10 protein-coding genes and 1 tRNA gene are annotated in these 12,425 nt (G+C 72.3%); 5 read left to right on the top strand and 6 right to left on the bottom strand.

All coding sequences use genetic code 11. The features are described from left to right. Window positions 1-29 precede the first annotated feature (29 nt). A complete protein-coding gene (locus ACWEVO_RS15240) occupies window positions 30-431 on the bottom strand; it encodes a hypothetical protein (protein ID WP_452308144.1) in 402 nt (133 codons plus the stop codon). A 302-nt stretch (window positions 432-733) separates the two neighbouring features. Here ACWEVO_RS15240 and ACWEVO_RS15235 point away from each other — a divergent pair, with 302 nt between their 5' ends. After that, window positions 734-2,974, top strand: a complete 2,241-nt coding sequence (locus ACWEVO_RS15235) for a rhamnogalacturonan lyase family protein (protein ID WP_452308143.1) — start codon at window positions 734-736, stop codon at window positions 2,972-2,974. A gap of 210 nt (window positions 2,975-3,184) precedes the next feature. Here the strand turns inward: ACWEVO_RS15235 and ACWEVO_RS15230 are convergent, their stop codons facing one another. From ACWEVO_RS15230 to ACWEVO_RS15220, 3 genes are all read right to left on the bottom strand, one after another. After that, window positions 3,185-4,189, bottom strand: coding sequence for an LLM class flavin-dependent oxidoreductase (locus tag ACWEVO_RS15230; protein ID WP_452308142.1), 1,005 nt, complete (start codon window positions 4,187-4,189; stop codon window positions 3,185-3,187). A 58-nt stretch (window positions 4,190-4,247) separates the two neighbouring features. After that, window positions 4,248-6,095 (bottom strand): glycoside hydrolase family 3 protein, encoded by a 1,848-nt coding sequence (locus ACWEVO_RS15225; RefSeq protein WP_452308141.1) that lies wholly within the window; start codon window positions 6,093-6,095, stop codon window positions 4,248-4,250. A gap of 143 nt (window positions 6,096-6,238) precedes the next feature. Further along, window positions 6,239-6,721, bottom strand: coding sequence for an Lrp/AsnC family transcriptional regulator (locus ACWEVO_RS15220; RefSeq protein WP_452308140.1), 483 nt, complete (start codon window positions 6,719-6,721; stop codon window positions 6,239-6,241). A gap of 102 nt (window positions 6,722-6,823) precedes the next feature. Here ACWEVO_RS15220 and ACWEVO_RS15215 point away from each other — a divergent pair, with 102 nt between their 5' ends. Then, window positions 6,824-7,981, top strand: coding sequence for a trans-sulfuration enzyme family protein (locus ACWEVO_RS15215; RefSeq protein WP_452308139.1), 1,158 nt, complete (start codon window positions 6,824-6,826; stop codon window positions 7,979-7,981). Window positions 7,982-8,035: 54 nt separating this feature from the next. On the opposite strand, the gene ACWEVO_RS15210 is transcribed toward ACWEVO_RS15215, so the two are convergent. Continuing rightward, complete coding sequence (locus tag ACWEVO_RS15210) at window positions 8,036-8,785, bottom strand: terminase gpP N-terminus-related DNA-binding protein (protein ID WP_452308138.1); 750 nt, start codon at window positions 8,783-8,785, stop codon at window positions 8,036-8,038. 32 nt (window positions 8,786-8,817) lie between these two features. After that, a tRNA-Leu gene (locus tag ACWEVO_RS15205) sits at window positions 8,818-8,893 on the bottom strand. A 94-nt stretch (window positions 8,894-8,987) separates the two neighbouring features. On the opposite strand from ACWEVO_RS15205, the gene ACWEVO_RS15200 reads away from it, so the two are divergent. The 3 genes from ACWEVO_RS15200 to ACWEVO_RS15190 all read left to right on the top strand — a co-directional run bounded on the left by ACWEVO_RS15200 (window position 8,988) and on the right by ACWEVO_RS15190 (window position 12,272). Beyond that, window positions 8,988-9,602, top strand: a complete 615-nt coding sequence (locus ACWEVO_RS15200; protein ID WP_123241985.1) for an ANTAR domain-containing response regulator — start codon at window positions 8,988-8,990, stop codon at window positions 9,600-9,602. 84 nt (window positions 9,603-9,686) lie between these two features. Further along, window positions 9,687-10,853 carry a hypothetical protein gene (locus tag ACWEVO_RS15195; protein WP_452308137.1) on the top strand — a complete coding sequence of 389 codons (1,167 nt, stop codon included), beginning with the start codon at window positions 9,687-9,689 and terminating at the stop codon, window positions 10,851-10,853. 258 nt (window positions 10,854-11,111) lie between these two features. After that, the gene (locus ACWEVO_RS15190) at window positions 11,112-12,272 is read left to right on the top strand and encodes a branched-chain amino acid ABC transporter substrate-binding protein (protein WP_452308136.1); all 1,161 of its coding nucleotides are present in this window, start codon (window positions 11,112-11,114) and stop codon (window positions 12,270-12,272) included. Window positions 12,273-12,425 lie beyond the last annotated feature (153 nt).

Here is a 12,425-nt window from a genome sequence, read left to right as displayed (position 1 = left end):
GGCGACTGACCGTCGCGCTGGAGGGCTGATCAGCCGGCGCGGCTCAGGCCACGCCGGGCGCCGCGGGCCCGCTGGGCCTCCACCGGTGCCCGGCGGTCGTCCCGATCGAGTAGTTGATCGGCGGCCGCGAGCCCGGTGAGGGCCGCCCCGTACGCGGCCAGCTCCCGCTGGAAGTGCTCCACCTTGGCGTACCAGAACTTCAGTTCCGGGTTCATCCCCTTGGCGTTGATGTAGTTGACGATGTCGCTCTCCGGCGTGATGCCCCGGCGTGCGTAGCAGCGGTCGAACCGGGCCTTGGTCCGCTCGTACTTCTCCGTCATCGCGGTCAGCCCGGCCTCGGCCTCCAGCAGCCGATTGCGCAGGTACCGCACGTAATCCCGGGGGATCGGCGGGACGGCGTACGGCGCACGGGGGGTGGTGAACGCGGCCACGACGATCACCCCACCCCTCGATGGTCGATTTCCTTCCTGGACCGCATGGCCGGCCTCCTTACCTCACCCAACGTAGTGATGTCCTTCTACCCGCTTCAGTCGGCACCCATGCGGCGAGCAGGGGGAGAATCCACCGCGGCCAGCGGTTGTGCCCTGGGAAAGCGTCGGCCTACGCTTTTCCCGCGCGGAGTCGAATCACCGACGTCCATCAGTTGGCGTCCCGTCAGCGCGACGTACCCCTTCCGCCGGTCCGGGCAGGCCGGCCTCGCGTCGCGTGCCCGACCTCCGCGAAAGGCATCCTCGTGCACCCCATCACCCCACGTCGCGGCGGCGCGCTGCTCGCCACCGCCGCGGCGGCCGCCCTCGTCGCCGGCGCCCTCACCACGGTGACCGCCTCGGCCGCCGCCGCCGGCTGCCGGGTCGACTACCGGGTCACCAACCAGTGGGGCGGCGGCTTCGGCGCCGACGTCACCGTCACCAACCTCGGCGACCCGCTGACCGGCTGGACCCTCACCTGGTCCTTCACCGAGGGCCAGCAGGTCGGCCAGGCGTGGAACGCCACCGTCACCCAGTCCGGCGCCCAGGTCACCGCCCGCGACGCCGGCTACAACGCCGCCCTCGGCACCGGCGGCACCGCGAACTTCGGCTTCAACGCGTCCTGGAACGACGTCAGCAACCCGGCGCCGACCGGCTTCGCGCTCAACGGCACCACCTGCACGGGCGCCACCACCCCCACCAGCGCCGCGCCCACCTCGGCGTCGCCGACCGCCGCCCCGCCGACCACGCCGCCAGCCGGTGCCAAGCAGATGGAGAAGCTCGACCGGGGGCTGATCAGCGTCCGCTCCGGCAGCGGGAACCTGGTCTCCTGGCGGCTGCTCGGCACCGAGACCGCCGGGGTGTCGTTCAACCTCTACCGCGGCGCCACGAAGGTCAACGCCAGCCCGATCACCGGCGCCACCACCTACCTTGACACCGGGGCCGCCGCGGGCACGGCGTACACGGTGCGGCCGGTGGTCGACGGCGTCGAACAGGCGGCGTCCGCGCCCGCGCTGCAGTTCCCCAACGGTTACCTGGACGTGCCGATCCAGGCCCCGCCCGGCGGCACCACCCCGACCGGGGAGGCGTACACCTACTCCGCCAACGACGCCAGCGTCGGTGACCTCGACGGCGACGGCCGCTACGAGATCGTGCTCAAGTGGGACCCGTCCAACAGCAAGGACAACTCACAGAGCGGCTACACCGGCACCGTCTACGTCGACGCGTACACCCTCACCGGCAACCGGCTGTGGCGGATCGACCTCGGTCGCAACATCCGCGCCGGCGCCCACTACACCCAGTTCCAGGTGTACGACTACGACGGCGACGGGGACGCCGAGGTGGCCATGAAGACCGCCGACGGCACCCGCTCCGGCACCGGGCAGGTGATCGGCTCCGCGTCGGCCGACCACCGCAACTCCAGCGGCTACGTGCTCTCCGGCCCCGAATACCTGACCATGTTCGACGGCCGCACCGGCGCCGCCCTCTCCACCGTCGACTACGACCCGCCGCGCGGCACCGTCTCCTCCTGGGGCGACTCCTACGGCAACCGGGTCGACCGGTTCCTGGCCGCCACCGCGTACCTCGACGGGCAGCGCCCCTCACTGATCATGGCGCGCGGCTACTACACCCGCGCGGTCATCGCCGCCTGGGACTTCCGCAACGGCACCCTCACCAGGCGCTGGACCTTCGACTCCAACGCCGCCGGCAACGGCGCCGCCGCCGGCCAGGGCAACCACAACCTCGCCGTCGCCGACGTCGACAACGACGGCCGGCAGGAGATCGTCTACGGCGCCGTCGCCATCGACGACACCGGCCGGATCCTCTGGTCCACCGGCAACGGGCACGGGGACGCGCTGCACGTCGGCGACCTCGACCCGGCCCGGGCCGGCCTGGAGGTCTTCAAGGTCGACGAGGACGGCAGCAAGCCCAGCTCCTGGATGGCCGACGCCCGCACCGGCCAGATCCTCTGGCAGACCGCGCCGAACGGGGACAACGGCCGCGGCGTCTCCGACGACGTCTGGGCCGGCAGCCCCGGCGCCGAGTCCTGGTCCGCCGCCGTCGACGGCCTGCTCAACACCCGGGGGCAGAGCATCGGACGCAAGCCGTCGTCGCAGAACTTCCTCGTCTGGTGGGACGGCGACCCGGTGCGCGAACTGCTCGACGCCACGAAGATCGACAAGTACGGCACCGGCGGCGACACCCGACTGCTGACCGGCAGCGGCGTGGCGGCCAACAACGGCACCAAGTCCACCCCGGCGCTCTCCGGCGACATCCTCGGCGACTGGCGGGAGGAGGTCATCTGGCGGACCACCGACAGCAGCGCGCTGCGCATCTACAGCACGCCCACGCCGACCACCCTGCGTCTGCCGACGCTCATGCACGATCCGCAGTACCGGGTGGCGATCGCCTGGCAGAACACCGCCTACAACCAGCCGCCGCACCCCGGCTTCCACCTGGGCGACGGGATGACCACCCCGGCGGCCCCCGACATCTACCTGCGCTGACCGGGACCCGGCCCGTGCCACCGACGCCGGGCCGGTCCGCCCGGGAAGCAGGCACCGGGTCGCCGGCCGCGGAATCCGCTCCGCCGGCGACCCGGTGCACCACACCGCGGCATTCCCGACCCGTCCCGACCGGGAATGCCGTACCACCACCGGGGACAAAGCTATGCGGCCCACGCGACGGGGCGGTGACGTGGCTGTGAAGAGCGTGTTTCAGCGGCGCAGGCCGCCGGCCACCCGCTCGGCGATCAGCTCGAACGAGCGGACCCGGTCGGCCACGTCGTACACCATCGTGGTCAGCATCAGCTCGTCCGCGCCGGTGCGCTCCAGCAGCGCACCCAGCTGCCGGGCCACCGTCTCCGGCGAGCCCGTCGCCTGCCCCTCCCGCCGCTGGACCACGAACTCCCGCTCCAGCTCCGAGTACGGGTAGGCGGCCGCCTCCTCCGGCGTGGCGAGGGGTTCCGGCCGGCCCGAGCGCAGCTTCAGGAACGACAACCCGGCCGGCCCGGCCAGCCACTCCGCCCGCTCGTCGGTCTCCGCGCAGACCGCGTTGACCGCCACCATCGCGTACGGCCGCTCCAGCCACTGCGACGGCCGGAAGCTCTGCCGGTAGAGCTGCAACGCGGGCAGGGTGTTCTGCGCGCTGAAGTGGTGCGCGAACGAGAACGGCAGCCCCAGCAGGCCGGCGAGCTGGGCGCTGAACCCGCTGGACCCGAGCAGCCACACCGCCGGCGACTGCCCCCGGCCCGGGGTGGCGGTGATCGGACCAGGTTCGGCCCCGCTGAAGTAGTTCATCAGGTCGGCCAGCTCCCGGGGGAAGTGCTCCGCCGACAGCCCCTCCATGGTGCGGCGCAGCGCCAGCGCGGTCACCTGGTCGGTGCCCGGCGCGCGGCCGATGCCCAGGTCGATCCGGCCCGGGTGCAGCGCCTCCAGGGTGCCGAACTGCTCGGCCACCACCAGCGGCGCGTGGTTGGGCAGCATCACCCCACCCGAGCCGAGCCGGATCGTCGAGGTGTGCGCCGCCAGGTGAGCGAGCAGCACCGCCGGGGCGGAGCTGGCGATCGCCGGCATGTTGTGGTGCTCGGCCACCCAGAACCGGCGGTAGCCCAGCTCCTCGGTCCGGCGGGCCAGCTCGGTGGTGTGCCGCAGCGCCTCGCCGGCGTTGCCGGTGGCGGCGACCGGGGCAAGATCAAGAACAGACAACGGTACGTCGATCACAGCACAGACCAACCCGTCCGACGCGCCTTTTGTTCCGGGCGGCGCCCGGGCCGCTACCTCAGTCGGTGCTCCGGTAGCCCATGCCCGACCCGTAGGGATAGAGGACCTTGCTGCCGTCCGGCGTACGAACGGTGACCGGCAGGCGGCCGGTGGGCTCCGTGCCGACCAGGGTGTCCGCGATCGCGGCGAGGGACACGTCCCGGTAGCCGTACGCCGCCAGGAAGGTGGGGGCGGACGGGAAGTAGGCGATGTCGTACGGCCCACCCACGGCGACCGTCACCACCGGCTTGTTCGTCGCCAGCAGCGCCTGGACCAGGTTCTGCTGGGTCACGTCGCCCCAGGCGTCGTTCGTGAGCACCACCGTGACGTCGCTCGCACCCGCCGCCGCCACCACCTGCGCGATGGTCTGCGCGTCCGGCGACCCGGTCCACATCGGCGTCGCCACCAGCCCCTTCGCCGACAACTTGTCCGCCAGCGACGGGACCCCGTTGAAGCCCCAGCCGGTGACCAGCACGTGCTCACCGGAATTCGCCGGCAACGGCAGCACACCGGCCCGGTTGCGCAGCAGGGTCATCGAGCGGCGCGCGGCCTCGGCCATGGTCTGCTGGTCGGCCGCGGTGCCGACCCTCGAGTCGACCGCCTCGCTGGTGGTGAACGGGTCGTCGAACAGCCCCAACTCGACCTTCATCCGCAGGATCCGGTACACCGACTGGTCGATGCGCTCCCGGCTCACCGTGCCGTCGCGTACCGCCCCCAGCACGGTGGCGACCGCGGCCGGCGGGTCCGTCGGCAGCAGCAGCTCGTCGTTGCCGGCCCGGATGGCCCCGAGGATCACCTGGTCCTGCGGGATGTCCTTCAGCGCGTCGGCGCGCAGCGCGTCGGTGACCACGACCCCGTCGTAGCCCAGCGTGTCGCGCAGCAGCCCGGTGATGATCGGCTCGGAAATAATCGCCGGCGTCCGGGACGGGTCCAGCGCGGGCACGATCACCGCCGTCGGCATGATCGACTTCACCCCGGCGGCGATCGCCGCCCGGAACGGCGGGATGTCCGTCCGCAGGATCTCCTCGCGCGTCTCGTCGACGACCGCGATGCCCGTGTCGGGATTGGCCTCCGCGCTGCCCAACCCGGGGAAGTGCTTGGCCGTCGCGGCGACCCGGTTCTCCTGGTATCCGAGGACCGCCGCCGCGCCGAACGCCGACACCGTCGCGGTGCGGTCGCTGAACGCCCGGGTCCCGTCCGCCGTGTTGCGGGGATTGGTGTTGACGTCGACCACCGGCGCGTGGTCCATGTTGATCCCCATCGCCCGCAACTGCCGGCCGGTGGAGGCGGCCGTCGAGTACGACAGACCGCGGTCGAACGTCGCGCCGATCGCCATGTTGCCCGGCGAGATCGCCGCCGGCGGCGGGATCCGGGTGACGACACCGCCCTCCTGGTCGGTGCTGATCTGCACCGGCACGCCGTCGTCGGCCAACGCCGCCCGCTGCAGCCCGTTCGACAGCAGGGCCACCTGCTGGGGGTTGTTCAGGTTGTTGGTCTGCGTGAAGTAGATGATGCCGCCCGGGTGGAACTTCGCCAGCAGCTCCGCGCCGTTACGCACATCGCTGCCGTAGAGCGCCTGGTTGGCCGCCACATCGGCGGCATTCGTCGTCGTGGCCGTGTCGCCGTTGACCTGGAAGACGAACATCTGGCCGACCTTCTCCGCCAGCGTCATGTCCGCCATGGCCGCCCGCACCCGCCGGTCCACCGACTCACCCCCGCCCGGGCCGCCGTCGGCCCGGTGCGCGACCGGACCCGGGCCCGCGCCCGCGCCCAGCCCGGCGGATCCTCCGGCGGCGAGAACGAGGCCGCACGTGGCGACGAGCACGACGGGCAGCCGTCGCACGGCTGCGGTGAACCGACGGAACATGCCGCTGTCCTCCAGCGATCAGTGACCCCGACTGCCGGCGTCCCTCCGTCGCACCCTGCCGAACAGGACATGAATGTGGAGCTTTGTCGCTTTCAAATCACCCAGGAGAGGCGATACCGCCGACCACCCGGCAGGCCCGCGCGCTATCCCATGCCCCGCGCCTGCTCGAAGATCAGACTCGTCTGCGTGTGCTGCACCGCCGGATCCACCGCCAGGTGATCCAGCACGAAGTCCCGCAACGCGTCCCCCGACGCCGCCCGCACGTGCAGCACGTAGTCCTCCGCGCCCGCGACGTGGAACACCGACACCACCCCGGGCAGCCGCACCGACCGGGCCCGGAACGCGTCCACCGCCGCCCGCTCGTGCGCCGCCAACCGCACCGACACCAACGCCTGCAACGGCAGGCCCACCGCCGCCGGATCCACCTCCGCGTGGAAACCCCGGATCGCCCCGCACTCCCGCAACGCCCGGGTCCGGGTCAGACACGTCGACGGCGCCACCCCCACCCGCTCGGCCAGGGCATTGTTCGGCAACCGGCCGTCCGCGGCCAACTCGGTCAGGATCGCGCGGTCGATGTCGTCCAGGGCCGCGAACGGCGGCCGCACATCATTCGGTGCGAGGGGCATGCCAGCATCATCCGCCGAACCTCCCGATGCCGAAAGACCCGTGCGTAGAATCTTCTTCGCCTCTCTTGCCTCATAGCCGCCTGATGTTCGACGCTTCCGGCCATGACCGCCGTGGACACCAGAGCCGTGCACGCCGGGCGCGACGACCTCGCCGGTCTCGGCGTCCACGTGCCACCGATCGACCTCTCCACCACCAACCCGCTCCCCTCCGTCGAGGGCGGTGGTGACGCCTACGAGGCCCTCGCCACCGGCGGCACCCTCCCGGCCGGCGCCAGCGCCGTCTACCAGCGGCTCTGGAACCCCACCGTGGCCCGCTTCGAGACCGCCCTCGCCGAACTCGAAGGCACCGCCGAGGCCGTCGCCTTCGCCAGCGGCATGGCCGCCCTCACCGCCACCCTGCTCGCCGCCACCCGCGACGGGAAACGCCACGTCGTCGCCGTCCGCCCCCTCTACGGCGGCACCGACCACGTGCTCGCCACCGGCCTGCTCGGCACCGACGTCACCTGGGCCCGACCCGACCAGGTCGCCGACGCCGTCCGCCCCGACACCGCCCTGGTCGTCGTCGAGACCCCGGCGAACCCCACCCTCGACCTCGTCGACATCGCCGCCCTCGCCGCCGCCGCCGGCGACGCCCCACTGCTCGTCGACAACACCGTCGCCACCCCGGTGCTCCAGCAGCCCGCCCGGCACGGCGCCGCCCTCGTGCTGCACAGCGCCACCAAGAGCATCGGCGGCCACGGCGACGTCCTCGCCGGCGCCGTCGCCTGCGACGCCGCCTGGGCCACCCGACTGCGCCAGGTCCGCGCCGTCACCGGCGCGATCCTCCACCCGCTCGGCGCCTACCTGCTGCACCGCGGCCTGCAGACCCTGCCGCTGCGGGTCCGCGCCCAACAGGCCGGCGCCGAGAAGCTCGCCGCCTGGCTCGCCGGCCACCCGGCCGTCCAACGGGTCCACCACCCGTCGCTGTACGACCCCGCCGGGCTGGTCGGCCGCCAACTGTCCGGCACCGGCAGCCTGCTCGCCTTCGAGGTACGCGGCGGCGCCCCCGCCGCGGCCGCCGTCGCCGGCGCCTGTCGCCTGATCACCCACGCCGTCTCCCTCGGCGGCGTCGATACCCTGATCCAGCACCCCGCCTCGCTCACCCACCGGCCGGTCGAGGGCGACGCCAAGCCGGACGGCGGGCTGCTGCGGCTCTCCGTCGGACTGGAGGACCCGGAGGACCTGCGGGCGGACCTGGAGCAGGCGCTGTCGGAGCTCTGACCCCGGGCGGTCGCTGGGCGGCCGCGGGTCGGTCACGGCGAGGGCCGGCCCGTGTCAGGACTTCGGGCCGACGTGCTTGTCGAGCGCGGCCACCGCGTCGCGGCGCGCGACAGAGAGCGAGTTGCGGCGGTTCATCTTCCAGGCGATGCGCAGTAGGTCCAGCGCCCACTGGCAGAGGCCCATGATGTCCGTTGACTCGTTAGTGAACATGTAGCGCGGGTAGACGTACCGTTTACCGCGGACGGTGACCCGGTTGGCGAAGCGGCAGCCGTCGGAGTGGAAGAGGCCGCGAAGGAAGTCGCCGGGGTGCGCCTCGACGATCGTGCGCTGCCACTCGGCCAGGACAATCCGGCGCTCGTGCTTCTTGCCCGGACCGTGTTGCGGGAACAGGCACGGCCAGTGCTTGCCGTAGCTCTGGACATTGACGCAGCCCTGCTGCTGAACGCGCTGCACCTTTTCTGCCAGCACGGCGCGCATCGCCTTGTCGCAGGCGTCGATCAGGTCCGGCCACCTGTTGCTGCACGAGACTCGCAGCACCGGCACCCGTGCGGTGGTCACGAGATGTCCGTCGCCCAGGTAGAGGCCGAGCAGATACACGTAGGCGGCGGGATCTGTCGGATTCTCGACGTCGCTAAGACAGCGGAAACAGCGCAAAGCGGTGCCCTGGATGAGCGGGTCGGGCCGATCCTTGCACCAGTGCCAAACCGTGCGGTAGGAGAGCCCGACCCCGCGGGCCGCTTCGGCGACCGTGGCGCCAGACAGGAACAGGTGCCGTGCTCGGGCGCGTATCTCGGGTGGATGCACGAGCTCATCTTCGAACGCCCGTACGACAATTTTGGTGCCCCCGGTGGGATTCGAACCCACACTTTATGGCTTTTGAAACCATCGTCTCTGCCGTTGGACTACAGGGGCCTTCAGTTTCTCGGCCTGCACAGGTTACCTACTAGGCTAGGGGCGGCGACACCCGGCAGGGCGGGTGTCGGGGTCGAACTGGTGGGAGTGGCTCGTGGCCGAGACGGAGACCGAGCGCAGGCGCGTACTGATCGCCGAGGACGAGGCGCTCATCCGGCTGGACCTGGCCGAGATGCTGGTCGAAGAGGGCTACGAGGTGGTCGGCGAGGCCGGTGACGGCGAGACCGCCGTCAAGCTCGCCGAGGAGTTGAAGCCGGACCTGGTCATCCTCGACATCAAGATGCCGATCATGGACGGGCTGGCGGCGGCTGAGCGGATCGCCGGCGCGCGGATCGCCCCGGTGATCATCCTGACCGCGTTCAGCCAGCGCGACCTGGTGGAGCGGGCGCGGGCGGCCGGTGCGATGGCGTACCTGGTCAAGCCGTTTCAGAAGAGCGACCTGGTGCCGGCGGTGGAGATCGCGCTGTCCCGCTACTCGGAGATCGCCGCGCTGGAGGCGGAGGTCGCCGGCCTGACCGACCGGCTGGAGATCCGCAAGACCGTGGAGCGGGCCAAGGGCGCGCTGATGACCACGTACGGGATGACCGAGCCGCAGGCTTTCAAGTGGATCCAGCGCACCGCGATGGACCACCGGATGACCATGAAGGAGGTCGCCGAGCGGATCCTCGCGGAGACCGCCGGCGGCGAGGTGGCGCAGCCCGCCTCCTGACCGCCGTCCCACCGGCCGGCGCGGTCGGGCGCCGGGGGCGCGGACGGGTTCCCCGCGTCGGCTGCGGTCGATACGATCGCCGCCATGCGGCGTGGCGTGGCGGTGCTCGGCCTGCTCGTCGTGCTGCTCGCCGGCTGCCGCTCGACTCGGGCTGCGGCCCCGCCCACCCCCGCGCCGGTGCGGCCGGCCTGGCAGCCGGTCACCCTGCCCGTGCCGCCGGGCGCTCCCGGTCGGTTGGCGCTGCGGGACGTCACGGCCTGTGACGGCCGGTGGTTCGTGGTGGGCGCGGTGATCGACGCGGCCGGCGCCACCCGGCCGGCGGCCTGGAGCAGCCCCGACGCGGTCACCTGGACACCCCTGCGGCCGGTGCCGCGCACCGCGTACGGCGTGGAGAATCTGCTGACCGCGGCGGGCTGCCGGGACGGCCGGCTGGCCGCGGTGGGCGGCAAGACGGGTGGGGTGCACGGCAATCCGCGGATCAGCACGTGGCGGCAGGTGGTCGACGGCTCGCTGGTGGAGGTGCCGGCGGAGTTCGAGGTGTTCGGCGGCCAGGACGCGGTGAACGTCGGGCACCTTGTGGGCGGGCCGCGGGGGTGGCTGATCTCGGGCAACCGGGCCACCGGGGCGGCCGCCTGGGTCTCCCCGGACGGGGCGGATTTCCGGCTGGTCAGCGGGGTGCCGGAGCTGGCCGCCGACGCGGCGGGCCGGCCCTGGGCGGCGGACGGCGTGGCGGTGCCGTCGGGCTGGCTCCTGGTGGGCTCGGTGCTGCCGCCGGGGCGTACCGGATCGGCTCCGGCGGTGTGGAGCTCGGCGGACGGGCGGAGCTGGCGGCGCGCGGTGCTCTCCGGCGGGGCGGACGGGGCGGACCTGCAGCGGGTGGTCCGGGTCGGCGAGCGGACGGTGGCGGTGGGGCGGCGCGGCGACGGCCTGGGCGCCTGGCTGGGGGAGGGTGGCGGCTGGCGGCCGGGCGGCGCGTTCGGTGGCGCCGGGACGGACCGGCCGGGCCGGGTGTGGGGGCTGGCGGCGCGGTCCGACGGCGCGTTCGCGGTGGTGGCCGGCGGTGCGACCGGTGCCGGCTGGTTCTCGCCGGACGGCGGGCGGTGGTTTCCGGTGGTGCTGCCGGCCGGGGTCCCGGCGGCGGCCGACCGGTCGGTGGCGGTGGCCGGGGCGGGGGAGTCGGTGGTGCTGCTGGTGGACGACGGTGACCGGGCCGGGGTGTGGCTGGCGCGCGGGCCGTGGAGCCCCGGCTGACGCTCCCACCAGCGTGTTTCCGTCCGGTGTCGGATGTCCGATTTTCCCCTCGACGGGAGGCGTGTGTTACAGCACATCTGTGAATCCGGCCACTCAACGTAACGGTTAGGTCAACCCCGTCTCGCAGGTCTACCTTCGCGCTCCCAGGTGGGATAACGTCCCGGCCCAGACCGGGATCGCGGTCGGTCCGGCCAGCCCCCGCAAGGTCCAATTCGTCGTGGGTGGTTCCGGGCCTTCGGACGGAGGAGGGTACGAGCCGTGAGGCAGAAGCTCGCACGGGTGCTCGGTGGCGTGGCCATCGGCGCGCTCGTTTTCAGTGGCGCGGCCTGCAAGGCCGACAGCGGCAGTGAGGCGGGCGGCGGAAAGGCCGCCTGCGACCTGAAGATCGGCTTCTTCGGCGCGCTGACGGGTGACGCTGCGGGTCTCGGTATCCACATGCGCAACGGCACCCAGCTGGCCATCGAGCAGTACAACGCGGAGAACAAGGACTGCCAGGTCAAGCTGGAGCAGTACGACTCCCAGGGTGACCCGGCCAAGGCCCCGGCCCTGGCCCAGCAGGCGGTCGGCGACAGCAAGGTCGTCGGCATCATCGGCCCGGGCTTCTCGGGCGAGTCCGAGGTGGCGGACCCGATCTTCGACGCGGCCGGCCTGCCGACCATCACCCCGTCGGCGACCCGTCCGAGCCTGAGCACCAAGAACTGGAAGGTCTTCCACCGCGGCGTCGGTAACGACACCTCCCAGGGCCCGGCCGCCGGTCGGTACATCAAGAACGTGCTGAAGGCCGAGAAGGTGTACGTCGTCGACGACCAGTCGGCATACGGCGCCGGCCTGGCCGACGAGGTCAAGAAGGTCATCGGCACCCCGGTCGGCTACGACAAGATCCAGGTCAAGCAGACCAACTTCTCTGCCGTGGTCACCAAGATCACCAGCAGCGGCGCGACCGCCCTCTTCTTCGGTGGCTACTACACCGAGGCCGGCCTGCTGCTCAAGCAGCTCAAGGGCGCGGGCTGGAAGGGCACCATGATCGCCGGTGACGGCGTCAACGACTCCAACTTCATCAAGGTCGCCGGCCAGCAGGTCGCCGAGGGCACGATCCTGACCTGCCCGTGCGCCCCGGCCACCAAGGCCAAGGGCAGCTTCGTCACCGACTACAAGACGAAGTTCAACGTGGACCCGGGCACCTACGCCGACGTGTCCTTCGACATCACCAAGATCATGCTCGAGGGCATCAAGGCCGGTAAGTCGAGCCGGGCGGACCTGAACTCCTTCATCAACAGCTACAGCGGCACCGGCGCCGCCACCGGTGTGACCTACAAGTTCGAGTCCAACGGCGAGCTGGACCCGGCCCAGGTCATCGTCTGGGCGTTCAAGGTGAACGCGGGCCAGGTCGTCCCCGACATCGAGATCCCCAAGGCCTGACCGGGTTCGTCCGGTCCCGCCACGGGACGCCAGGCGTGGGGGGGGGGGGGGGGGGGGGGCCGCCCCCCCCCCCCCCCCCCCCCGGGGGGGCGCCGCCCGCAGGACCAGAGGTGGGGGCGTGGCGCAACCGCGCGGGGCCCGCCACCCGCCGCG

This window comes from Micromonospora sp. NPDC003776, assembly GCF_053605645.1.
This window is presented reverse-complemented; position numbering and strand designations above follow the sequence as displayed.